The 21,312-nt window shown below is 66.8% G+C and carries 24 protein-coding genes; 19 read left to right on the top strand and 5 right to left on the bottom strand.

Annotation, left to right across the window (positions count from 1 at the left end; genetic code table 11):
* The first annotated feature begins 67 nt into the window (after nucleotides 1-67).
* Nucleotides 68-649: a sigma-70 family RNA polymerase sigma factor gene (locus tag QHG62_RS11810; RefSeq protein ID WP_432445599.1), complete on the top strand. Its 582-nt coding sequence runs from the start codon at nucleotides 68-70 to the stop codon at nucleotides 647-649.
* Nucleotides 646-1,287: a DUF1109 domain-containing protein gene (locus QHG62_RS11805; protein WP_281151025.1), complete on the top strand. Its 642-nt coding sequence runs from the start codon at nucleotides 646-648 to the stop codon at nucleotides 1,285-1,287. Before QHG62_RS11810 ends, QHG62_RS11805 begins: the two co-directional genes overlap by 4 nt.
* Before the next feature lie 29 nt (nucleotides 1,288-1,316).
* Here the strand turns inward: QHG62_RS11805 and QHG62_RS11800 are convergent, their stop codons facing one another.
* Nucleotides 1,317-2,828, bottom strand: coding sequence for a helicase HerA-like domain-containing protein (locus QHG62_RS11800; RefSeq protein ID WP_281151024.1), 1,512 nt, complete (start codon nucleotides 2,826-2,828; stop codon nucleotides 1,317-1,319).
* 101 nt (nucleotides 2,829-2,929) lie between these two features.
* On the opposite strand from QHG62_RS11800, the gene QHG62_RS11795 reads away from it, so the two are divergent.
* The 10 genes from QHG62_RS11795 to fabG are packed head-to-tail and all read left to right on the top strand — an operon-like array spanning nucleotide 2,930 to nucleotide 12,424.
* Nucleotides 2,930-3,241, top strand: a complete 312-nt coding sequence (locus tag QHG62_RS11795) for a phosphopantetheine-binding protein (RefSeq protein WP_055796895.1) — start codon at nucleotides 2,930-2,932, stop codon at nucleotides 3,239-3,241.
* A gap of 3 nt (nucleotides 3,242-3,244) precedes the next feature.
* Nucleotides 3,245-3,889 (top strand): hypothetical protein, encoded by a 645-nt coding sequence (locus QHG62_RS11790; RefSeq protein WP_281151023.1) that lies wholly within the window; start codon nucleotides 3,245-3,247, stop codon nucleotides 3,887-3,889.
* A gap of 14 nt (nucleotides 3,890-3,903) precedes the next feature.
* Nucleotides 3,904-5,613 carry an AMP-binding protein gene (locus QHG62_RS11785; protein ID WP_281151022.1) on the top strand — a complete coding sequence of 570 codons (1,710 nt, stop codon included), beginning with the start codon at nucleotides 3,904-3,906 and terminating at the stop codon, nucleotides 5,611-5,613.
* A complete protein-coding gene (locus QHG62_RS11780; RefSeq protein ID WP_281151021.1) occupies nucleotides 5,613-6,611 on the top strand; it encodes an acyl-CoA synthetase in 999 nt (332 codons plus the stop codon). Before QHG62_RS11785 ends, QHG62_RS11780 begins: the two co-directional genes overlap by 1 nt.
* A complete protein-coding gene (locus QHG62_RS11775; protein ID WP_281151020.1) occupies nucleotides 6,583-7,221 on the top strand; it encodes a LolA-related protein in 639 nt (212 codons plus the stop codon). Before QHG62_RS11780 ends, QHG62_RS11775 begins: the two co-directional genes overlap by 29 nt.
* Nucleotides 7,218-9,614 (top strand): MMPL family transporter, encoded by a 2,397-nt coding sequence (locus tag QHG62_RS11770; RefSeq protein WP_281151019.1) that lies wholly within the window; start codon nucleotides 7,218-7,220, stop codon nucleotides 9,612-9,614. Before QHG62_RS11775 ends, QHG62_RS11770 begins: the two co-directional genes overlap by 4 nt.
* Nucleotides 9,614-10,456: a polysaccharide deacetylase family protein gene (locus QHG62_RS11765; RefSeq protein ID WP_281151018.1), complete on the top strand. Its 843-nt coding sequence runs from the start codon at nucleotides 9,614-9,616 to the stop codon at nucleotides 10,454-10,456. Before QHG62_RS11770 ends, QHG62_RS11765 begins: the two co-directional genes overlap by 1 nt.
* Nucleotides 10,453-11,226 (top strand): class I SAM-dependent methyltransferase, encoded by a 774-nt coding sequence (locus QHG62_RS11760; protein WP_281151017.1) that lies wholly within the window; start codon nucleotides 10,453-10,455, stop codon nucleotides 11,224-11,226. The genes QHG62_RS11765 and QHG62_RS11760 overlap by 4 nt, the downstream gene beginning before the upstream one ends.
* On the top strand, nucleotides 11,223-11,696 hold the full coding sequence (locus QHG62_RS11755) for a hydroxymyristoyl-ACP dehydratase (RefSeq protein ID WP_281151016.1): 474 nt from the start codon (nucleotides 11,223-11,225) through the stop codon (nucleotides 11,694-11,696). Before QHG62_RS11760 ends, QHG62_RS11755 begins: the two co-directional genes overlap by 4 nt.
* The gene (fabG, locus tag QHG62_RS11750; RefSeq protein ID WP_281151015.1) at nucleotides 11,693-12,424 is read left to right on the top strand and encodes a 3-oxoacyl-ACP reductase FabG; all 732 of its coding nucleotides are present in this window, start codon (nucleotides 11,693-11,695) and stop codon (nucleotides 12,422-12,424) included. Before QHG62_RS11755 ends, fabG begins: the two co-directional genes overlap by 4 nt.
* 32 nt (nucleotides 12,425-12,456) lie before the next feature.
* On the opposite strand, the gene QHG62_RS11745 is transcribed toward fabG, so the two are convergent.
* The 4 genes from QHG62_RS11745 to QHG62_RS11730 are packed head-to-tail and all read right to left on the bottom strand — an operon-like array spanning nucleotide 12,457 to nucleotide 15,854.
* Complete coding sequence (locus QHG62_RS11745; protein ID WP_281151014.1) at nucleotides 12,457-13,233, bottom strand: glycosyltransferase family 2 protein; 777 nt, start codon at nucleotides 13,231-13,233, stop codon at nucleotides 12,457-12,459.
* Nucleotides 13,200-14,066, bottom strand: a complete 867-nt coding sequence (locus tag QHG62_RS11740) for a lysophospholipid acyltransferase family protein (protein ID WP_281151013.1) — start codon at nucleotides 14,064-14,066, stop codon at nucleotides 13,200-13,202. The genes QHG62_RS11745 and QHG62_RS11740 overlap by 34 nt, the downstream gene beginning before the upstream one ends.
* Nucleotides 14,035-15,063: a Rid family hydrolase gene (locus QHG62_RS11735; RefSeq protein WP_281151012.1), complete on the bottom strand. Its 1,029-nt coding sequence runs from the start codon at nucleotides 15,061-15,063 to the stop codon at nucleotides 14,035-14,037. The genes QHG62_RS11740 and QHG62_RS11735 overlap by 32 nt, the downstream gene beginning before the upstream one ends.
* 2 nt (nucleotides 15,064-15,065) lie before the next feature.
* Nucleotides 15,066-15,854 (bottom strand): class I SAM-dependent methyltransferase, encoded by a 789-nt coding sequence (locus tag QHG62_RS11730; protein ID WP_281151011.1) that lies wholly within the window; start codon nucleotides 15,852-15,854, stop codon nucleotides 15,066-15,068.
* Between the two features lie 115 nt (nucleotides 15,855-15,969).
* Between QHG62_RS11730 and QHG62_RS11725 the strand changes: the two genes are divergently transcribed.
* The 7 genes from QHG62_RS11725 to QHG62_RS11695 are packed head-to-tail and all read left to right on the top strand — an operon-like array spanning nucleotide 15,970 to nucleotide 21,305.
* On the top strand, nucleotides 15,970-16,695 hold the full coding sequence (locus QHG62_RS11725) for a YebC/PmpR family DNA-binding transcriptional regulator (protein WP_281151010.1): 726 nt from the start codon (nucleotides 15,970-15,972) through the stop codon (nucleotides 16,693-16,695).
* Nucleotides 16,696-16,723: 28 nt separating this feature from the next.
* On the top strand, nucleotides 16,724-18,019 hold the full coding sequence (purD, locus tag QHG62_RS11720; RefSeq protein WP_281151009.1) for a phosphoribosylamine--glycine ligase: 1,296 nt from the start codon (nucleotides 16,724-16,726) through the stop codon (nucleotides 18,017-18,019).
* The gene (gene hemF, locus QHG62_RS11715) at nucleotides 18,019-18,936 is read left to right on the top strand and encodes an oxygen-dependent coproporphyrinogen oxidase (protein ID WP_281151008.1); all 918 of its coding nucleotides are present in this window, start codon (nucleotides 18,019-18,021) and stop codon (nucleotides 18,934-18,936) included. Before purD ends, hemF begins: the two co-directional genes overlap by 1 nt.
* On the top strand, nucleotides 18,933-19,559 hold the full coding sequence (gene nadD, locus QHG62_RS11710) for a nicotinate (nicotinamide) nucleotide adenylyltransferase (RefSeq protein ID WP_281151007.1): 627 nt from the start codon (nucleotides 18,933-18,935) through the stop codon (nucleotides 19,557-19,559). Before hemF ends, nadD begins: the two co-directional genes overlap by 4 nt.
* A complete protein-coding gene (rsfS, locus tag QHG62_RS11705; protein WP_258506581.1) occupies nucleotides 19,559-20,239 on the top strand; it encodes a ribosome silencing factor in 681 nt (226 codons plus the stop codon). Before nadD ends, rsfS begins: the two co-directional genes overlap by 1 nt.
* Entirely contained in the window at nucleotides 20,236-20,703 is a 468-nt protein-coding gene (rlmH, locus tag QHG62_RS11700; RefSeq protein WP_081270496.1) for a 23S rRNA (pseudouridine(1915)-N(3))-methyltransferase RlmH, read from the top strand. The genes rsfS and rlmH overlap by 4 nt, the downstream gene beginning before the upstream one ends.
* A complete protein-coding gene (locus QHG62_RS11695) occupies nucleotides 20,700-21,305 on the top strand; it encodes a Maf family protein (protein WP_281151006.1) in 606 nt (201 codons plus the stop codon). The genes rlmH and QHG62_RS11695 overlap by 4 nt, the downstream gene beginning before the upstream one ends.
* Nucleotides 21,306-21,312: the final 7 nt, after the last annotated feature.

Raw genomic sequence — 21,312 nt, 5'->3', positions numbered from 1 at the left:
GTGCCGCGCCATGGCGGCACAATCCGCCGGAACCTTTTTCTTGAAAGGGCTGTAACCAGCCGGTCCGATGGCACGAAACACTATGGACAGCAGGGCGCGATTGAGCGACGCCGAAGCGGCGCTGCGGAGCCTGTTTCTGCGCGGCCTTGCCGGCGACGCAGCGGCTTATCGCGAATTCCTGCAAAAACTCAGCGCGCACTTGCGCGCATTTCTGGGCAAGCGCCTTTTCGGCTGGCCCGACGAAGTGGAAGACCTTGTCCAGGAATGCCTGCTCGCCATGCACAACCAGCGCCATACCTACCAGAGCGACCAGCCGCTGACGGCGTGGGTGCATGCGATTGCACGCTACAAGATGATCGACCTGCTGCGCGCCAAGTCGGCACGCGAAGCCCTGCATGACCCGCTGGACGACGAGCTTGCCGTGTTCGCCGAATCGGCCACCGACGCCAGCGATGCGCGCCGCGACATCGGCGGCCTGCTGCAGACCCTGCCGGAGCGCCAGCGCCTGCCCATCGTGCACGTGAAGCTCGAAGGCCTTTCGGTGGCCGAAACGGCCAGCCTGACCGGCATGTCGGAATCGGCCGTGAAGGTCGGCATTCACCGCGGCCTCAAGGCACTTGCCGCCCGGCTCAGGAGCAACACGCCATGAAGACCGACGATCTCGTGGCCATGCTGGCCACCGGCGCCGCGCCCGTGCCGCGCCGTGCCGCGGGCCGGCGGCTGGCGCTGGCCCTGCTGGTCGGCGCACCGCTTTCGTTCGCCATCCTGTTCGCTGAATACGGTGTTCGCCGCGATCTGGTGCAGGCCATGTTCTGGCCGATGTTCTGGGTGAAGGTGCTGTTTCCGCTGTGCATTGCTGCGGCGGCCTTCGTGATGCTGCAACGCCTGGCGCGACCCGGTGTTCCGGTGCAGCGTGCCTGGGTCGGCATTGCGGTTCCGGTGCTCGTGGTGTGGGTGCTGGGGGCGATGTCGTGGTTCAACGCGCCGGCCGGAGCGCGCATGCCGCTGCTCATGGGGGAGTCGTGGCGTATTTGCGCGATCAGCATCGGGCTCATGGCGCTGCCGGTTTTTGCGGCGGCGCTGCTGGTGCTCAAAGGCTTGGCACCTACCCGCCCTGCGTTGGCAGGTGCGGCCGCAGGCGGGCTGGCCGGTGGCGTGGGCGCCGCCGTGTACGCGCTGCATTGCATGGAACTGACAGCACCGTTCCTCGCGGTCTGGTATGTCAGCGGCATTGCGGTGCCCGTGGTGCTGGGCGCCGTGCTCGGGCCGCGCCTGTTGCGCTGGTAACGCAGGTGGCCGGGCGAGCCGGCCCGGCCTCAGCGTTTCTTGGCGCCGAAGATACTGCCCAGCACGCCCCGCAAGATCTCTTTGCCGACCGAAGTGCCCATGGTGCGTACGGCCGACTTGGCCATCGTCTGCACCAGGCCATCGCGCTTGCCGCCGCGCGGGCCGGTGCTGCCGAAGAGCAGGTCGTTCAGCATGCTGCTGCCACCCTCGGAAGATTCCGCCGCACCCTTGGCGCCCGGCTTGGCTGCCGGTGCATCGGGCGCCGTTTCAGCGCGGCCCTTGAGCTTTTCGTAGGCCGATTCGCGGTCCACCGTCTTCTCGTACACGCCGGCGACAAGCGAATTGGCGATCACGGCCTGGCGCTGCGCCGGTGTGACGGGGCCGATCTGGCTGCCCGGCGGCACCACGAACACGCGTTCCGTCACGCTCGGGCGGCCCTTGGCGTCGAGAAAACTCACCAGCGCCTCGCCCACGGCAAGCTCGGTGATGGCGGTTTCGATGTCCAGGCCCGGCTTCTGGCGCATGGTGGTGGCCGTGGCCTTTACGGCCTTCTGGTCGCGCGGGGTGAACGCGCGCAGCGCATGCTGCACGCGGTTGCCCAGCTGCGCCAGCACCGAATCCGGAATGTCGAGCGGGTTCTGCGTCACGAAATAGACGCCCACGCCCTTGGAGCGAACCAGCCGCACCACCAGTTCGATGCGTTCGACCAGCGCCTTGGGCGCTTCGTTGAACAGCAGATGGGCCTCATCGAAGAAGAAGGCCAGCTTAGGCTGGTCGGGGTCGCCGATTTCGGGCAGCTGCTCGAACAATTCAGACAGCATCCAGAGCAGGAACGTGGCGTACAGCCGCGGGGAGTTCATGAGCTTGTCCGCGGCCAGAATGTTCACCACGCCCTTGCCGCCCACCGTTTGCATGAAGTCGGCAATGTTGAGCATCGGCTCGCCGAAGAACTTGTCGCCTCCCTGGGTTTCGATCTGCAGCAGGCCGCGCTGGATGGCGCCCACGCTGGCCGCGCTGATGTTGCCGTATTCGGTAGTGAACTGGCTCCCGTTTTCGCCCACGTACTGCAACATGGCGCGCAGGTCTTTCAGGTCGAGCAGCAGCAGGCCGTTGTCGTCCGCAATCTTGAACACCAGGTTCAGCACGCCGGCCTGGGTTTCGTTCACGTCGAGCATGCGGCCCAGGAGCAGCGGGCCCATGTCTGAAACCGTGGCCCGCACCGGATGGCCCTGTTCGCCGAACACGTCCCACAGCGTGACGGGGCAGGCGGCCGGTTCCGGCAAATCGATACCGCGTTCCTTCAGCGTGGCGGCCATCTTTTCGCCGATGCTGCCTTTCTGGCTCATGCCGGTCAGGTCGCCCTTGACGTCGGCCATGAACACCGGAACACCGATGCCCGAGAGCTTTTCGGCAATGGTCTGCAGGGTGACCGTCTTGCCGGTGCCGGTGGCGCCAGTGATCAGTCCGTGGCGGTTGGCCAGGCTGGGCAGCAGGGCGCATTCGGTGGCGTCGTGGCGCGCTATCAGGAGGGGGTCGGCCATTGAGGGCTCCGGGTCGTATCGAAGCGGGCAGTCTAATCAAGCGGCGCTCCTATAATCCACGGCCCCCGAGGTAGTTACGGAAAAAGTTTCAGGAGGTTTTTTTGTCATCGACTGCTCAGCCCCCCATTCCCGCCGTTGGCGATTCACCTGAACAGTCGCCGATTGAAAAAGAGTTGGCCGTCTTGCTGGTGAACGCGCTCAATCTGGAAGTCGCCCCCGAAGACATCGTGCCGACCGATCCGCTTTACGGCGAAGGCCTGGGCCTTGATTCCATCGACATCCTCGAGGTTGCACTCGAAGTGTCCCGGCGCTACGGCTTTCAGCTGCGTTCGGACGACGAACGCAACCAACAGATCTTCCAGTCGCTGCGCACGCTCGCGACCCACGTCGCCCAGCACCGCAGCGCCTCCTGATCCATGTCTCGATGGCGACTGGCGCTCCTGCTGCTGGTGGGGGTGGCCTATGCCGGCCTCTCTCACTGGATGATGCTGTTCCACCCCACCGAACCGTGGGCGGTGGTGGTCTTGCTCGGCCCGCTCTGGCTGGCCGCCATGGGTTTTGCCGCCAGCAAGCTCGGCCGCTGGGGCTTCGTTGCGGCCATGCTGCTCGGTATCGCGGGCTTTGCGCTCGTGTTCCTGGGTGAGGCGGGCGATACCAACCGGCTCTACGTGTTCCAGCATGTGGCCATCAACGGCCTCTTGTGCGGCTGGTTCGGCGCTTCGCTGCGCGGGCCCGGCCTGCCGCTGATCACCCAGTTTGCCCAGCGCGTGCATCCGCTCAAGGGACACATGCTGGCCTATACGACGCAGCTCACCCGCATCTGGACTGCATATTTCGCGCTCGTGGTGGCGTCGTCCATCGTCGTGTACCTGACCTTGCCGTTCTCGGCGTGGTCGCTGCTGGCGAACGTGCTGACGCCGCTTTCGGTGACTCTTCTTTTCGTGGGCGAGCACCTGGTGCGCTACCGTCTGCACCCCGAGTTCGAGCGCACGCGGCTCATCGATGCGGTGCGCGCCTTCCAGGGAACATCGACCATCGACAACGGCACCGGCAGCCGATAAAGCAGGGCACCCGCGTGACCGCCGAAACCCGCCTGCTGCCGCTCATTACCAACCGCGACCTCGACGCGCCGCTGGCCTGGCGCGCTGGCGTGCCGGTAAGCACGCGCCAGTTCCTGGCCGACGTCGCCCGGTTCGCGCCGCTGCTCCCCGCAGAGGGCAAGGCCGTCAACCTGTGCGTCGATCGCTACGCCTTTGCCGTCAGCCTGGCCGCGGCGCTGGTGCGAGGCCATGCAAGCCTGCTGCCGCCCGACGCGCGGCCCGACACGCTCGCGCGCCTGGTCGAATCAGGCGGGCCCAATCTTTTCGCACTGGCCGACGACGCCGGGCTGGCTACGCCCGGCATACCGCGCGTTCTCATCGAGGACCGTTCCAGCCCCGAAGGCGGCGCTGGCCTCGATGTGCCGGCTGTCGATGGCGGCATGCATGCGGTAAGCCTGCTGACGTCGGGCTCGACCGGCGTGCCGCAGCCGCATGCAAAGCGCTGGGAAACGCTGGTGGGCGATGTGGCCGTGGCGGTAGAGCGGCTCTCCAGCCTGCTCGGCCGGCCGTCGCTTGCCGGCCTGACGCTGGTCGCGACCGTGCCGGTGCAGCACAGCTACGGGCTCGAATCGTCGGTGTTGCTGGCAATGCTCGGCGGCGCCGCATTCGACAGCGGGCGGCCGTTCTTTCCCGCCGATGTGGTCAAGGCGCTGTCCTCCGTGCCGCGCCCGCGTGCGCTGGTCACCACGCCTTTCCACCTGAAGACCTTGCTGCTCTCGGGCATCGAGCTGCCGCCGGTCGACCTGATTCTTTCGGCCACCGCACCGCTCTCGCCGCAATTGGCCGCCCAGGCCGAGCAGGCGCTCGGCGGCGTCCTGATCGAAATCTACGGCAGCACAGAGTCCGGCCAGGTTGCCACCCGCCGCACGACGCAAAGCGAGGTGTGGGAGAACTTCGGCAACATTCGCGTGCATGCCGAACCGGGCGAGGGCGACGGGCCCGAACGGTTTATTTTCAGCGGCGACTTTTTGCCCGAGCCCACCCCCATGGCCGACGTGCTCGAGCTGCTCGATGCGCGCCGCTTCCGTCTCTTCGGCCGGGCCAACGACCTGATTCACGTGGCGGGGCGGCGCAGTTCGCTCGCGCATCTGAACTACCACCTCAACAGCATCGCCGGTGTCGAAGACGGCGCGTTCTGGCTACCCGATGAAGTGGCCGACGGCGTGGTGCGTCCGGTCGCTTTTGTCGTGGCCCCCACGCTCTCGGCCGGCGAAATCATTGCCGCGCTGCGGCAGCGGCTCGAGCCGGTGTTCGTTCCGCGCCGGGTGGTGCAGGTCAAGTCTTTTCCACGCGAAGGCACGGGCAAGCTCACGGTGCGCGCGCTTCGTGAATTTGCGCTTGCGCAAATGGCGGGCGACGACACGCCGGTGCAGCTTGCCCACGCGGTGCCGGTCGATCATCCGGCGTTTGCGGGCCACTTTCCCGGCCAGCCGCTGCTGCCCGGGGCACTGATACTGGCCGAGGTCATGCAGGCTGTGCAGCGCGTGCCTGCGCTGGTTGCCCGCCTGGGCACCCATCCCACGCTCGCGGCAGCCAAGTTTCTGGCGCCCGTACGGCCAGGGAGCATGCTCTCCATCGAACTGCAACCCGAGGCCGGCGCCGCGCGCGGCGTGCGTTTCGACGTGCGCTGCGACGGCGTGGTGGCCGTCACCGGCCGCTGGACCGCAGCGCCAGGCTCCGCGTGATGAAGCACACCGAAGCCGAGACGCACGCCGTGAAAGAGGCGGCGCAGACCGGGCAGCGCGGCGACTGGGCGCGCGCGCCCGAGCGCAGCAACATGCTTGCGCTGCGCTTCATCTGCATGATGGCGCTGGTTTTCGGGCGCCACGTTACCCGGCTGCTGCTGCCGCCGATCAGCCTGTACTTTCTGTTGTTCGCGCCAACGCCGCGCCGCCACATCAAGCGCTACCTGTTCAGGGCCATCGGCCCGCGCGCGGGGTGGATCGACGGCTATCGCCTGCTGCACGCCTTTGCCTCGACGGTGCTCGACCGCGTGTACTTTCTGCGCGGGCGCATGGATCTGTTCGACGTAAAGGTCAAGGGCAACCTTCCGCTGGAGGCCGAGGCCCTGAAAGGGCGGGGCGCCTTCTTGCTGGGGGCGCACGTCGGCAGCTTCGAGGCGCTGGGCGCCTGCAAGCACCACAGCCAGCACAAGCAGGCGCTGCGGCTCGCAATGCTGATGTACCCCGACAACGCGCAGCGCATCACGGCCATTCTCAATGCCATCAGCCTGCCCGAAGCGCGGCCCCACGTGATCGCGCTGGGCCGCCCGCATTCGATGCTCGACCTGCGCGACTGGCTGGACAACGGCGGCTTGGGCGGCATGCTTGCCGACCGCACGCTGCCGGGCAGCGAGGACCAGCCCGCGCAGCAGCGCGGCAACAACATCGTGCTGCCTTTCCTGGGCCAGCCCGCCAGCTTCAACGACGGTCCGTTCCGCCTTGCGGCGCTGCTGCGGCGCAAGGTGTTCTTCATGGCGGGCCTCTACGGCGGCGGTGCGCGCTACGATGTCCAGTTCGATTTGCTGGCCGACTTCAGCGAACGGGCCTCCGACCCCGCGGAGCGGGAACGCCGCATCCGCGCGGCGGTCGAAGCCTACGTGGTGCACCTCGAAGCGCTGTGCCGCGCCTACCCCTACAACTGGTTCAACTTTCATGATTTCTGGCTCGAAGATTCGGTTTGACTGGCTTTGCAGGAGCCTGCTGCTGGCACTGGCCTGCTGCGCCGCACCGGCGTGGGCTTTCGACCTGTCCGAACTGATGGGTCTTCTGTCCAAGCAGAAAAGCGGCGAGGCGCGTTTCACCGAACAGCGCTTCGTCCATGGCCTTGAAGGCCCGCTCGATGCCCGCGGCACGCTGAGCTTCGAGGCACCCGACAAGCTGGTGCGGCGCACCCTGTCGCCGCGTGTCGAAACCATGGCGGTCGAAGGCAACACGCTCACGCTTTCGCGCGGCGGCCGCAACCGAACGCTCACGCTCGACAGCATGCCCGAGCTGCTCGGCCTGGTCGAAGCCATGCGCGGCACGCTCACCGGCGACGGCACCACGCTGCAGCGCTATTTCCGCAGCACCGTGGGCGGCTCGGCCGGAAGCTGGACGCTCGACCTCACCCCTATTGACAGCCGCCTTGCGGCGCAGATGCGCAGCATCCGCATCTCCGGCCGCGCCAGCGAAGTGCTCGGCCTTGAAATGGAATTCGTCGGCGGCGACCGCTCGGTAATGAACATCACGCCCGAGCGCGCGGGCGCCGCTCCCGCTGCGCCGGCGGGCGCTGCCGGGCGCACCACGCCGTGACCGAAGGCGACACCGCGGGCGGCCCGCCGAGCTGGCAGCGCCGCGCGTTGGTGCTGCTGGTGTGGGCGCTCGTCCTGCTGGCAGGCGCATTGCAGATTGCGCGAACGCATTTCAGCGCCGACCTTTCGGCTTTCCTGCCCAAGAGCCCCGACGTGCGGCAGCAGGTGCTCATCGAGCAATTGCAAAGCGGCGTGGCTTCGCGCACGCTGCTGCTCGGTATCGAAGGCGGAGCGAGCGTGGAGCAGCGCGCCGCGGTGTCGCGCGCCGTGGCCAAGGCCATGCGCGAAAGCCGGCTGTTCGACCTGATCCAGAACGGCGACACGGGCGACTGGTCCGAAGCCGGCACCTGGGTGTTCGAGCACCGCTATCAGCTTTCGCCGGGCGTCAAACCCGAACAGTTCACCGTCGATGGGTTGCGCGACGCAATCAACGAAACGCTGTCGATGCTCGGTACGCCGGCGGGCAACGTGATCAAGCCCTTGCTCGACCGCGATCCGACCGGAGAAACGCAGCGCATTGCAGTCGACCTGGCCCCGGCCAGCGCACCGCGCAGCGAGGACGGCGTGTGGATGTCCCGCTCGGCGCCGCGTGCGCTCATGATTGCCACCACGCGCGCAGCGGGCAGCGATCTCGATGCTCAGGCTGTTGCCATTGCACGCGTGCATGCGGCCTTCGACGCCGCAACGCGCGACATGGGCGAGGCCAAGCCCAAGCTGCTGCTCAGCGGCCCGCCGGTGTTCTCGGTGCTGAGCCGCGACAAGATCAAGACCGAAGCGACCCATCTCGCCATCGTGGGCGGCATCGTGATGGGCGGGTTGCTGCTGCTGGCGTTCGCGTCGCCGCGTGCGCTGGTCATCGCATTCTTGCCCGTGGCCACGGGCGTGGTCATCGGTACGGCCGCGGTGAGCGTGGTGTTTGGCTCCGTGCACGGCATGACGCTGGGCTTTGGCAGCACGCTGATCGGAGAGACGGTCGACTACGCCATCTATTACCTCATCCAGGCGCGCGGCGCCGCTGTTGCGGGCACTGGTTGGGCGAGGTGGCGCGACGTGCATTGGCCCACGGTGCGGCTCGGGCTGCTCACATCGGTGTGCGGCTTTGCGGCGCTGGTGTTTTCCGGCTTTCCTGGTCTCGCGCAGCTCGGCGTTTTCTCCATCGCGGGGCTCGTGGCAGCTGCACTTGCCACGCGCTACGTCTTGCCAATGCTCGCGCCGGACGGCGCCACCGGCATGGGCATGCGCAAATACATGGCGCGCGGAGCCGGCCTGCTGGTTCGCGGCCTGCCGCGCCTTCGCTGGGTGCTGGCCGGCCTGGGCGTTGCCGCACTGGCGCTGGTTGTCTGGCAGGGCGGCCATCTGTGGCGCGCCGATCTCGGTGCGATGAGCCCGGTGCCCAAGTCGGCCCAGCAGCTCGACGAAATGCTGCGCGCCGATATCGGCACCGGAGACGGCAGCACGCTGGTGGTGGTCTACGGTGCCGACGAAGAGGCCGCTTTGCGCAATACCGAGGCGGCCGCGGCACGGCTCGAGGCGCTGGTCGACAAGGGCGAACTGGGCGGCTTCGAAACCGTGACGCGCGTGCTGCCGAGCATGGCAACCCAGGCGGCACGCCTGGCCAGCCTGCCCGATGGCGAAGCGCTGCGAACCCGCCTTGCCGAGGCCACGCAGGGGTCGCCGTTGCCGGCCACGCGCCTGGGGCCCTTCCTGGCCGAAGTCGAAGCCGCGCGCAAGCTGGCGCCTGTGCGGCGTGCGGACCTGAAGGATGGACCGCTCGGTTCGGTCGTCAACACGCTCATGTACCAACGGCCGGGCGGCGGCTGGTCGACGCTGGTGGTTCTGCACCCGGGCCCGAAATTCAACGCAGAGCGGCTCGAGGCGGCTCTTGCGGGGGTACCCGAAGTGCAGGTGGTCGACGTAGGCCGCGAACTGGCCGGCCTCTACCAGCGCTACCTGCACGAAGCCTTCGTGCAAGTGCTGCTCGGCGCCTTGGCCGTCGTGGTGCTGCTCGGCATCTACCTGCGTTCGGGCCGGCGCCTGCTTGCGGTGTGCCAGCCGCTGGTGGTCGCGGTGGTGCTCACCCTTGGCGGCATGGCTGTGCTCCAGGTGCCGTTGGGCATCTTGCACTTGGTGGGGCTGCTGTTGATCGTGGCGGTTGGCTCCAATTACGCGCTCTTTTTCGACCAGTTGCGTGTTTCCGGCCGAGCCGATGAAGACACACTGGCCTCGCTGATGCTGGCCAATGTGACCACGGTGGTCTCCTTCGGGCTGATCGCGATTTCGGATATTCCGGCGCTTTCGTCGATCGGCCGCGTGGTCGCACCCGGCGCCTTGCTCGCGTTGCTGCTCTCGGCCGCCTTCGCGAGCCGGGTGACGCCGCCGACCGCGCGCGGCTGATGGGAGAATCCTGCGCCATGTCTTCCGCATCCGCCGCCACTTCCGGACCCTGGCCCTTGCCTCCGGCCATCCGCGCGAGTGCGGTCGTGCACATGGCTGCCATCGGCGCGGGCGCGCTGGTGCCAGGGGCGATGCCCTGGGCCATCGGTGCGGTCGTGCTGAACCACGCGCTCATTACCGGCGCGGGGCTCACGCCGCGCAGCAGTCTTCTGGGCCCGAACGTTACGCGCTTGCCCGATGCAGCCGGCGCCAGGCGCGAAGTGGCCATCACCATCGACGATGGCCCCGAGCCCGAGGTAACGCCGCGCGTGCTCGACCTGCTGGACGCCCATGGGCAGCGCGCAACTTTCTTCTGCATTGCCGAGCGCGTGCTTGCGCACCCGGCTCTCGCGCGCGAGATCGTGGCGCGGGGCCACAGCATCCAGAACCACACAGCGCGGCACCGGCACAATTTTTCCTTTCTCGGCCCTCGCGGCTTTGCCAGCGAAATAGCGCGGGCGCAAGACATCCTGGCTGAAACCATCGGCCAGCGTCCCACCTGTTTTCGTGCGCCGGCAGGCTTGCGCAACCCGTTCCTGGAGCCGGTGCTGCATCGCCTCGGTCTTTCGCTCGTAAGCTGGACCCGCCGCGGCTTCGACACGCGCGAAGGAAATCCCGCCAAGGTCATGGCGCGCCTTGCCCGCAATCTGCAGGCGCGCGACATCTTGCTTCTGCACGACGGCAACGCCGCGCGCACCCCCGAAGGAAACCCCGTTTTGTTGGAGGTATTGCCCTTGCTGCTCGAACGCCTGCGCGCCGATGGCCTCAGCGCCGTCACCTTGCCCGAGGGCCTGAAGCCATGAGTGCGGTGCTGCCTTCTTCAACCGGCACGACCGACAGCGCATGGCGCGAACTGCATGAGGCCGCCACCATTCCCTACAAGAAGGGCGGCAGCTTTGCGTGGCATTTCGCGCGCGGCAAGCTGGGGCGCGATCCGGTCTTTCGCGGGTTGCTCGAGCGCGGGCTGATCGGGCCGGAGCATCGGCGCGTGGTCGACATCGGCTGCGGGCAGGGGCTGTTTGCCAGCCTGCTCGCATCGATGAGCCGCATGCAGGCGCAGGGCCGCTGGCCCTCGTCCTGGAAGGCCACGCCGCCGGCCGCCGACTACACGGGGATCGAACTCATGCCCAAGGACGTGGCGCGTGCCGAAGCTTCCATCGGGCATTTGCAGCCCGCGCCGAAGCTGGTCTGCGCCGACATGTGTACGGCGCCGCTGCCGGAGTGCGACCTGGTCGTGATTCTCGACGTGCTGCACTACGTGAACATCGACGCGCAAGACGGCGTTCTGCAGCGCGTGCGGGATGCATTGCAGCGCGGCGGCAAGCCGAACGCACGGCTGCTGCTGCGCGTGGGCGACGCATCGAGCAAGCGAGGCTTTGCCATCAGCCAGTGGGTCGACCGCACGGTAACGCGCATCCGCGGCCACAAGGTGTCGCCCACCTGGGGCCGTCCGCTGGCCGACTGGATCGCGGTGCTGCAGCGGCTGGGTTTCAGTGTGCAGAGCATTCCGATGAGCGAAGGCACACCCTTTGCCAACGTGCTGCTGGTGGCCGACCTGGAGCCCTCTGCGTGACGACGAGCCCGCAAACGCTCGACCGCGCAGGCATTGCGCAGCGCATTCCGCACAGCGGCAGCATGTGCCTGCTCGACCGGCTCGAGCGTTGGGACACCGAATCCATCCATTGCAGCACCCGCACGCATGCGCAGCCGGACAACCCGTTGCGGACGGCGGACGGCCTGCTTGCGCCCAATGCCATCGAATACGCAGCACAGGCCATGGCGCTGCACGGGGGCCTGTTGGCTGCCGAGGGAAGCACGCCCTCAGCCGGCTTCCTGGCGAGCGCGCGCAATGTGCGTTTCTCGGTTGCTCGCCTCGACGACATTGCGGGCGCACTGCAGGTGCAGGCGCGGCGCCTTTCGGGCGATACCAACCAGATTCTTTATGAATTCGCGGTGAAGGACAGCGACGGCCTCATGCTGGCCGAAGGCCGCGCCGTGGTGGTGCTGAACACACCGCTTGCAACCGGAGCGACCATCGCATGAACCTCGAAGGAAAACGCGCATTGATCACCGGCGCGAGCGGCGCACTGGGCACCGCCATGGCCGAGCGCCTGGCACGCGACGGCGCCACGGTGCTGCTGCACGCCAATTCGCGGCCCGAAGCGGTGGAGCAGTTGGAAGCCACGATTGCAGCCGCAGGCGGCAAGGCCGAGTGCCACGTGTTCGACCTGCGCAGCGACGAGGCTTGCCGCGTGGCGTGCGAGCGCATGCTCGAGGGCGGGCCGGTCCAAATCATTGTCAACAACGCGGGTGTGCACGACGATGCGGTGCTGCCCGGCATGCGCGCCGAGCAGTGGCACAAGGTCATCGACATTTCGCTCAACGGCTTCTTCCGGGTGACGCAGCCGTTGCTGTTGCCGATGATGCGCACCCGCTGGGGCCGCGTGCTCAATATCTCGTCCGTCTCGGCGCTGACCGGCAACCGCGGGCAGGTCAACTATGCGGCTGCCAAGGGTGCGCTCAACAGCGCGACCAAGGCGTTGTCGCTCGAAGTGGCGTCGCGCGGTGTCACGGTCAACGCCATTGCGCCGGGCATCATCGCCTCGCCCATGGCCGATGCCACCTTCGACCCCGCCATGGTCAACCAGATGGTCCCCATGAAGCGCGCCGGAACGCCACAGGAAGTGGCGGCACTGGCCTCGTTCCTGGCCAGCGACGAGGCGGCCTACATCACGGGGCAGGTGATTTCGATCAACGGCGGAATGATCTGAGTCTTGCTGCCGGGCGCGCCAACAAAGAAGCGCTATGCCTGAAACGGCGGAATCCCGCGCAGCTTGCGATAAACCAGCCCAGGTAGCCGCAGCACGAATTCGACCATCAACCGCGTGTGCATCCAAGTCAGCAGCACGTTGTCGCGCCCGTAGCGAAAGTGCGAAACCCCGCCTTCCTCGGCGCTCAGGTACTTCACCGGCGCATCGATGTTCACCGGCTTGACGCCGCGCCACGCCAGCCGCACGACGGCTTCGGTGTCGAAGTCGAAGCGGCGCATCCAGGGCTGCCGCGCCATCACGGCGATCAGGTCGGCCACCGGGTACACGCGAAATCCGTAGAGCGAATCGCCCACGCCGGCGAACAGGGTTTCGAGTTGGGTCCAGCCGTTGGACACGCGCCTTCCGCGCACGCGCAGCAGCGGGGCGGAGGCGTCGAACACCGGGCGGCCGAGCACCATGGTTTCGGGCCGCGCCTCTGATGCGGCCATGAACGAAGGAATGAGGTCTGCCGGATGCTGGCCATCGGAATCCATGGTCAGCGCATGCGTGAAGCCGGCCTCGCGTGCCGCTCGCAGGCCGTGCAGCACGGCCGCGCCCTTGCCCTGGTTTTGCGGCAGCAGCCAGACCCGCAGGCTCGGGTCGCCGGCGGCCATTTGCTGAAGGCGTTCGCCGGTGCCGTCGGTGCTGCCGTCCACCACCACCCACACGGGGTTCCATTGCGCGCGGGCCGCTTCGACGGTCGAGAACAGGCGCTCGCCCGTGTTGTAGCTGGGAATCAGGACAAGGTGTGTGCGCGAGGCGTCTGGCATGCGGGGGACGCGTCGGTGGCGCGCTGTTCCATATTTTGGCGAAAGTATTGTTCCAGCTCCGATTGCAGCACGTGGCTGTCCTGCATGGGCGCAAAACGCTGGCCCAGGCGGAGCGTGAAGACGATGGGCAGCGGCGGCACACGCCACAGCGGCCATCCCTTGCTGAGATACGGCGAGTCGGTTTCGATGAACACGGTCTGGATGGGTGCCTGCGCAAGCTTGGCGATCAGCGTCACGCCGTGTCCGAACGGGTTGAGCGGCGGCGTTACCGTGCGCGTGCCTTCCGGAAAAATGACCAGCTGCCCACCGTTGCGGAGGTCTGCCACTGCCAGGCGCACCATGGTGCGCGCCGATTCGTTGCTGATGTAGCGCGCAAGCCGCGCCCCCGCGCCCAGAAAAATGTTGCGCAGCAGGTCGGCCTTCATGATGCAGGCGCTGCGCGGCAGCCGCGCCACCAGCAGCAACGCATCGAGCATCGTGGGGTGATTGGCAACAAAGATCACGCCGGGCTCGCTGCGCATCGGGTCGAGGCAGCTCGCGTCGATGCGCATCATTCCGGTTATGGAGGCCAGGCCCCAGAACATGCGGTACGCAAAGGCAATGGTCAGGCGGCCCAGCTTGCGGGCGGGTGCTTCCGGCATGACCGGATAAAGCAGCATGGCAACAAAATTCCAGACCAGCGAAATCAGGCCCAGGAACAGCAGCAGCGCGTAGAGCATCAACGCGAGCGGAATGGTCGTGAGAATGCGCAGCACGCGGGTCATCGACGTCTTGCCGGTCTGGTCGGATCGCAACGACGGGTCAAGCCAGCAGGCGGCCCGGGGCGACAGCATGGGCCTCGATTTCCACCAGCAAGTCGCTTCGGCAGATGTCCGCCTCCAGGTAGACCGCATGGCGGATCATCGGCGCGTTGGCGCCGAGCGCGTTCTCGAGCACGCTGCGCACCGCGTCGGTGTCCGACGGGTGGCGCACATAGACCACGCAGTCGAGCATGGCAAGCGAAAACGTGGCCGTGACCTGGCTGTTGGCCGCCGCGATCACCGCTTCGAGGTTGCGCAGCGTTTCGCGCGTTTGCTCCAGCACGTCTCCCTGGTGAACTGTTTCGTGGCCCACGATGCTTGCGGTGCCCGAGATGAAAAGCGCCACGTCGCCGTTGCCGACATCGGCCAGCGCGGCTCGCGAAAAGGTGGGCGAGCGCGGGCCGTAGGTTTCGGGATAGCGGTAGGCGGAAACCTGGCGCGGGTTTTCGACCGGCACAGGGGCTGTTTGTCCGGCCAGGAACCGTATCGACAGCGCGCCTTGGTGAATGCCCAGCGCGCAAGCCGCCGGAGCGCCTTCGAACGCGGCGCGGCCGGCTTCGAAAAACGCCTCTTGGCGCCCTAGATTGAACTGGCGGTAGCGCTCCAGCCCGCCGCCGTCGGCATTGATTTGCGGCAGGTAGTTCCAGATGCGCAGCAAGTGCGGTGTTGCCGCCTGGTCGAGCGTCTTGAACAGGTCGCGATAGGCACTGTGCGCAATTTCGGCCAGGTTCTGTTTTTCCGCGGATTCGTCGATGTCGATGGCGCCCAGAAGCCACTGGCCGTTGCTGCGCCAGCGGGCAATGCCGGTGGTGCCTGATTGGACGTGCCCATTGTTCACGTGCCACACGTCCGCCATGGCGCCATGCGCCGAAAGCACGCGTGCGTTGACGGTGGGCATCCACGCCACGCCGTGCGGCGTGCCGTAGCCCAGCGCGGCAAAAGGCGCGTTGCCGTTGGCGGCCAGCGCGAGGCTGTCGGACAGTGAAAGGCGCTCGACGCGCAGATGGGAAATTTCGCCCTGTACTCGCACGGTCAGCCGGCCTCGACGGTGTTTTCTGGCTTGCGGGCCATGTATTCGGAAAAAACGCCAAGGCTCGCGTGCCGGCGTACATCGGTAAAGCCGGCGGCGCGCAAGGCTTCCAGCACGCGCTCGGGCGCAATGCAGGCCTCGATGGTGTCCCAGTAGTAGCGCCACAGTTCCGAAGTGTTGCTGCGGCGGCCGACGACGCGGGCAATCAGCGGCACCACCGCACGCATGTAGCCCTTGAGCAGGGCGGTGGCAATGCGGCCTTCGGGCTTGGTTATTTCGAGCACCACGAGGCGTCCGCCAGGGCGCAGCACGCGGTGGAACTCGCTGAAAGCGGCGGCCACGTCGCTGATGTGGCGCATGGCATAGCCCATGCTCACAAAGTCGCAGCTGGCATCGGGCCGGGGCAGGGCTTCCGCCACGCCCGGCACCAGTTCGACGCCCGGCAGGTTGATCTGTTCCATCATGCCCACGCTGGGATCCACGCCCACCAGCTTGCCCGTCGGGCCGATGATCTTGAGCGCCTCGCGTGCGACCAGCCCGGTGCCGATGCCCACGTCGAGCACCTGCGCGCCCGCACAGAGCCCGGCTTGCGTCAGGGCGGCCCGCCGGTAGGCCGGGCCGGTGCCGAAGGCGAGCACGCTTTCGATGCGGTCGTAGTCGGCGGCGGTGCTGTCGAAGATGCGGCGCAGAAACGCCTGGTGCTCCGCCTCGTTCTTGTAATACAGCGGCAGGGGGGTGTGCGGCGGAAGGATGGCCGGATTCCCGGGAGCGACAGAAGGCGATGGCGTCATCGAGGGATTATCACCAAAAGACATGGCCGCTTCGGCTCGGCGGCCCGGCCGTTGCGTGCGCCGGACAGTAAACTCGGAGCCTGCTTTGAAAACACAGGATTGCGAGAGAAAAGTCATGGCCGGACATAGCAAATGGGCAAACATTCAGCACCGGAAGGGCCGCCAGGACGAGAAGCGCGGAAAGCTCTGGACGCGCGCCATTCGCGAAATCATGGTGGCCGCACGTGCTGGCGGGGGCGACCTCAGCGGTAACCCCCGGTTGCGGCTGGCGGTCGAAAAAGCCAAGGCAGTCAACCTGCCGATCGACACCGTCAAGCGCAACATCGACAAGGCCACCGGAAACCTCGAAGGCGTGAATTACGAAGAAATTCGTTACGAGGGGTACGGAATCGGCGGCGCGGCGATCATCGTCGACACCATGACCGACAACCGCGTGCGCACCGTGGCCGAAGTGCGCCACGCATTTTCCAAGCACGGCGGCAACATGGGCACCGAAGGGTCGGTGGCTTTCCAGTTCAAGCACTGCGGCCAGATCATCTTTGCGCCCGGCACCGATGAAGACAAGGTGATGGAGCTTGCACTCGAGGCCGGCGCCGAAGACGTGGTGACCGATGACGACGGCGCCATCGAAGTGCTCACCGCCGTCGGCGACTTCGAAGCCGTCAAGAATGCGCTGGAGGCCGCCGGCCTGAAGCCCGAGGTGGCCGAGGTCACCATGCGGCCCGAAAACACCGTCGAAATAACCGGCGAAGACGCGGCCAAGATGCAAAAGCTGCTCGATGTGCTCGAAGACCTGGACGACGTCCAGGAGGTCTATCACAACGCGGCGCTTTCCGAATGAACGACACACAGCGAATGAAGGCCTGCGAATGAAGGTACTGGTAATTGGAGGAGGGGGCCGCGAACACGCCTTGGCGTGGCGCCTGGCGCAGGCCAACCGGGTCAGCCGCGTGTACGTGGCGCCGGGCAATGGCGGCACCGTGAGCGACGAGCGCTACGACTGCATCGACATCACCGAGCCCGCCGCGCTGCGCGAATGGGCCATGAAGGAAAAGATCGCGCTCACAGTGGTGGGCCCCGAGGCGCCGCTGGCTGCCGGCGTGGTCGATGAATTCCGCGCGCACGGCTTGCGCATCTTCGGCCCCACGCAGGCCGCGGCGCAGCTCGAAAGCTCCAAGGCGTTTTCCAAGGCGTTCATGAAGCGCCACAAGATCCCGACCGCCGAATACGAGGCCTTCACCGATGCGGCCGCAGCCCATGCGTACATCGATGCCAAGGGCGCGCCCATCGTCGTCAAGGCCGACGGCCTGGCCGCGGGCAAGGGCGTGGTGGTGGCCATGACGGCAGAAGAAGCGCACGAGGCGGTTGACTTCATGCTGGTCGACAACAAGTTCGGCGTGTCGCACAACGACGGCGGCGCGCGCGTCGTCATCGAAGAATTTTTGCAGGGCGAGGAAGCCAGCTTCATCGTGCTGTGCGACGGCAAGAACGTGACCGCGCTGGCCACCAGCCAGGACCACAAGCGCCTGCTGGACAACGACGAAGGCCCCAACACCGGCGGCATGGGTGCCTATTCGCCCGCGCCGGTGGTCACGGCCGAGGTGCACGCGCGCGCCATGCGCGAAATCATCCTGCCGACGATTCGCGGCATGGAAAAAGACGGCATTCCATACACCGGCTTTCTCTACGCCGGCCTCATGATCGATCCGTCGGGCCATCCGAAGACGCTCGAGTTCAACTGCCGCATGGGCGATCCCGAGACGCAGCCGATCATGATGCGGCTCAAGTCCGATCTGTTCGAGGTGTTCTGGCACGCGACCGACGGCACGCTCGACCAGGTCGAGCTGCAATGGGACCGGCGCGTGGCCTTGGGCGTGGTGATGGCGGCGCATGGCTATCCGCTGTCGCCGCGCAAGGGCGACCGCATTACCGGCATTCCGGCCGAGGCGCCCGATGCCGTGGTGTTCCATGCCGGCACCACGCAGCAAGACGGCGAACTGAAAACCAGCGGCGGCCGCGTGCTTTGCGTGACCGTGCTGGCCGACAGCGTGAAGCTCGCGCAGCAGCGCGCGTATGAGGTTGCGGCGCGCATCAACTTCGATGGCGCGCAGTACCGCAAGGACATCGGGCATCGCGCGGTTCATGCGCGCAACCCCCAGGCTTGATGCAGCAGACCAATCCGGCAGCGGTGGGCGACTACCTGCGGAGGCTCCAGCAGGAGATCGTCGCGGCGGTAGAAGCGGCGGACGGCGGCGCCTGCACGCGCGACGCATGGCAAAAGGAACCCGGAGAGGTTCTGCAGGGCAACGGCCTCACCTGCATTCTCGAAGGCGGCGAACTGTTCGAGCGCGCAGGCTGCGGTTTCTCGCAAGTGCGTGGCCCCAAGCTGCCGCCTTCGGCCACGCAGAACCGGCCTGAACTTGCCGGGGCGCCCTTCGAGGCCATGGGCGTGTCCCTGGTGTTCCACCCGCGCAACCCTTATGTGCCCATCGTTCACATGAATGTGCGCATGCTGGCCGCGCTGCCCGAGGGCAAGGAGCCGGTGTGCTGGTTCGGCGGCGGCATGGACCTGACGCCTTGCTACGGCTTCGAGGAAGACGCGGTGCACTTTCACACCGTATGCCGCGACGCACTCGCTGCCTTCGGCGACGACAAATACCCGCGCTTCAAGACCTGGTGCGACGAGTATTTCTTCCTGAAGCACCGCAACGAACAGCGCGGCGTGGGCGGCATCTTTTTCGACGACTTCGCCGAGGGCGGTTTCGAAAACGCGTTTGCCATGCTGCGTTCGGTGGGCAATGCCTTCTTGCCGGCGTACCTCCCAATTGTCCAGCGCCGCCGCGGCATGCCATGGGGCGAGCGCGAACGGGCGTTTCAACTGTACCGGCGCGGGCGCTACGTCGAGTTCAACCTCGTGTGGGACCGCGGCACGCACTTCGGGTTGCAGTCCGGCGGGCGCACGGAGTCGATCCTGCTTTCGATGCCGCCCCTTGCAAGCTGGGCCTACCGCCAGCAGCCCGAGCCCGGCAGCCCCGAGGCGGCTCTGTCCAGCGACTTCATCGTGCGGCGCGACTGGTTGTGAGCCCCTCCGGCGCTCCCCGCATCGGCGTTTTCGGCGGCGCATTCGATCCGCCTCACAACGCCCACGTGGCTTTGGCCGAAGCAGCGCTTTCGCAGCTCGGCCTGGCCGAGCTGCACGTCATTCCCACCGGGCAGGCCTGGCACAAGAGCCGCGCGCTCACGCCGGCGCAAGACCGCCTTGCAATGACCCGGCTGGCTTTCTCCGGTTTGAAGGGCACGGTGGTGGTCGACAGCCGCGAAGTGTTGCGCGATGGCCCCACCTACACGCTCGATACTCTGCATGAGTTGCGGAATGAACAACCCCGTGCGCAACTGGTCTTGATCATGGGCGCCGACCAGGCCACCGCCTTGCCGACATGGCACGGCTGGCAGGCTATACTCGGCATTGCTATTGTTTCTGTAGCGTATCGCGCACTATCGACGGGCGGCATTGCTCGTTTTGATCCGAAAATGCTGTCCGGCCTTCCGGCTGGCGCACGTTTCGAAGCGCTCGAATTACCGGCCATGGACACCAGCGCTACCGAAATCCGGCGGCGCGCGGCGCTTGGCGAGGACATTTCCTCGCTGGTTCCGTCCGCCGTTGCACGCTATATTGACCAACACCACCTTTACCGCCCTGCCTGATGACCACTGAAGCCGCCGCCAAGAAAGACACCCAAAAACTCCAGCGAGCCATCATCGATGGACTCGAAGACGTCAAGGCGCAGGACATTCAGGTTTTCGACACAGAGCATCTTTCGCCGCTGTTCGAGCGCGTGATCGTTGCCTCGGGCACCTCCAACCGCCAGACCAAGGCACTGGCCGCGAGTGTTCGCGACGCGGTGCGCGAGGCCGGTTTCGGCAAGCCGCGCATCGAGGGCGAGGACAACGGCGAGTGGATCATCGTGGACTGCGGCGCGGCCGTGGCGCACATCATGCAGCCCGCCATCCGCCAGTACTACCACCTCGAAGAGATCTGGGGCGACAAGCCCGTGCGCGCAAAGCTCGGCGGCACCAAGCCCGCCCTTGCAACCGCCGCCAAGGTGACCGAAGAGAAGAAGCCCGTCGCGGCCAAGATGCCCAACCTGCGCCGTACCAGCGCGGCCAAGACCGCCATTCGCGCGGCCGAGCAAGAGGCCAAGGCCGAAAAGGCCAGCCGGAGCCCGGCGAAGAAAACCGCCGCGAAGAAGGCGCCTGCCAAGAACGCTCCCGCCAAGAAGACCACGACCGCGCGCGTGCCGGTCAAGGTCGTCGGCAAGCCCGCCGCGAAGAAGCCCGCGGCAAAGAAGGCGCCTGCCAAGAAGGCGCCAGCGCGCCGCGCATGAAGCTCCTGGTGGTCGCCGTCGGGCAGCGCATGCCCGACTGGGCGCAGACTGCCTGGGACGACTACGCCAAGCGCTTCCCGCCGGAGCTCAAGCTCGAGCTGCGTGCGGTCAAGACCGAACCCCGCGGCTCCAAGTCGCTCGAAACCCTTTACGCCGCTGAACGCGAGCGCATCGAAGGCGCCATTGCAAGGGGCATGCGCATCGTTGTGCTCGACGAGCGCGGCACCGCGCTCACCACCAAGGCACTGGCCGCGCGCCTGCAAAGCTGGCAAGGCGAGGGCGATGACGTCGCACTCGTCATCGGCGGGCCTGACGGGCTCGACCCGGCTTTCAAGGCCGCGGCACATGAACGCATCCGCTTGTCCGACCTGACCCTGCCGCACGCCATGGCGCGCGTGCTGCTGGTCGAGCAGCTGTACCGGGCCTGGTCCGTCAACGCGGGTCATCCGTACCATCGGGAATGACACCAGACTTCATCTATCTCGCGTCGCAGAGCCCGCGCCGTGCCCAACTGCTCGGCCAACTTGGCGTTCGCCACGAACTGCTGCTTGCCGGCCCTGATGAAGACGCCGAATCGCTCGAAGCGGCATTGCCCAACGAATCGCCCACCGCCTATGTACAGCGCGTCACAGGGCTCAAGCTCGATGCGGCCGTCGCGCGCCGCAAGCGCCTCGGCCTGGCCGATGCACCGGTGCTCTGCGCAGACACCACGGTCGCGCTGGGCCGCTCGATTCTCGGCAAGCCCGAAGATGCGCGCGATGCCGAGCGCATGCTCGCGTTGCTCTCCGGCGCCACGCACCGCGTGCTGACGGCTGTCGCGCTTCAACACGGCCGTCGCCGCCATGCGGCGCTCAGCGTGTCGCGCGTGCGCTTCGCGGCAATCGGCAAGAAGCAGATCGCGCGCTATGCCGCCAGCGGCGAGCCGCTCGGCAAGGCGGGCGCCTATGCAATTCAAGGGGCTGCGGCTGCGTTCATCGAGCACATCAGCGGGTCCTATTCGGGCATCATGGGACTCCCGATGTTCGAGACCGCGCAGCTTCTTCGCAGCGCCGGTTTCAATACCTGAGAATTCC

This window comes from Variovorax paradoxus (genome assembly GCF_029919115.1).
Taxonomy (GTDB): Bacteria; Pseudomonadota; Gammaproteobacteria; order Burkholderiales; family Burkholderiaceae_C; genus Variovorax; species Variovorax paradoxus_O.
This window is presented reverse-complemented; position numbering and strand designations above follow the sequence as displayed.

Coding starts and splice junctions, on each gene's coding strand:
- QHG62_RS11810 (WP_432445599.1), top strand. CDS start 68: ATGGCACGAAACACTATGGACAGCAGGGCGCGATTGAGCGACGCCGAA.
- QHG62_RS11805 (WP_281151025.1), top strand. CDS start 646: ATGAAGACCGACGATCTCGTGGCCATGCTGGCCACCGGCGCCGCGCCC.
- QHG62_RS11800 (WP_281151024.1), bottom strand. CDS start 2,828: ATGGCCGACCCCCTCCTGATAGCGCGCCACGACGCCACCGAATGCGCC.
- QHG62_RS11790 (WP_281151023.1), top strand. CDS start 3,245: ATGTCTCGATGGCGACTGGCGCTCCTGCTGCTGGTGGGGGTGGCCTAT.
- QHG62_RS11780 (WP_281151021.1), top strand. CDS start 5,613: ATGAAGCACACCGAAGCCGAGACGCACGCCGTGAAAGAGGCGGCGCAG.
- QHG62_RS11775 (WP_281151020.1), top strand. CDS start 6,583: ATGATTTCTGGCTCGAAGATTCGGTTTGACTGGCTTTGCAGGAGCCTG.
- QHG62_RS11765 (WP_281151018.1), top strand. CDS start 9,614: ATGGGAGAATCCTGCGCCATGTCTTCCGCATCCGCCGCCACTTCCGGA.
- QHG62_RS11760 (WP_281151017.1), top strand. CDS start 10,453: ATGAGTGCGGTGCTGCCTTCTTCAACCGGCACGACCGACAGCGCATGG.
- fabG (WP_281151015.1), top strand. CDS start 11,693: ATGAACCTCGAAGGAAAACGCGCATTGATCACCGGCGCGAGCGGCGCA.
- QHG62_RS11745 (WP_281151014.1), bottom strand. CDS start 13,233: ATGCCAGACGCCTCGCGCACACACCTTGTCCTGATTCCCAGCTACAAC.
- QHG62_RS11740 (WP_281151013.1), bottom strand. CDS start 14,066: ATGCTGTCGCCCCGGGCCGCCTGCTGGCTTGACCCGTCGTTGCGATCC.
- QHG62_RS11730 (WP_281151011.1), bottom strand. CDS start 15,854: ATGACGCCATCGCCTTCTGTCGCTCCCGGGAATCCGGCCATCCTTCCG.
- QHG62_RS11725 (WP_281151010.1), top strand. CDS start 15,970: ATGGCCGGACATAGCAAATGGGCAAACATTCAGCACCGGAAGGGCCGC.
- purD (WP_281151009.1), top strand. CDS start 16,724: ATGAAGGTACTGGTAATTGGAGGAGGGGGCCGCGAACACGCCTTGGCG.
- hemF (WP_281151008.1), top strand. CDS start 18,019: ATGCAGCAGACCAATCCGGCAGCGGTGGGCGACTACCTGCGGAGGCTC.
- rsfS (WP_258506581.1), top strand. CDS start 19,559: ATGACCACTGAAGCCGCCGCCAAGAAAGACACCCAAAAACTCCAGCGA.
- rlmH (WP_081270496.1), top strand. CDS start 20,236: ATGAAGCTCCTGGTGGTCGCCGTCGGGCAGCGCATGCCCGACTGGGCG.
- QHG62_RS11695 (WP_281151006.1), top strand. CDS start 20,700: ATGACACCAGACTTCATCTATCTCGCGTCGCAGAGCCCGCGCCGTGCC.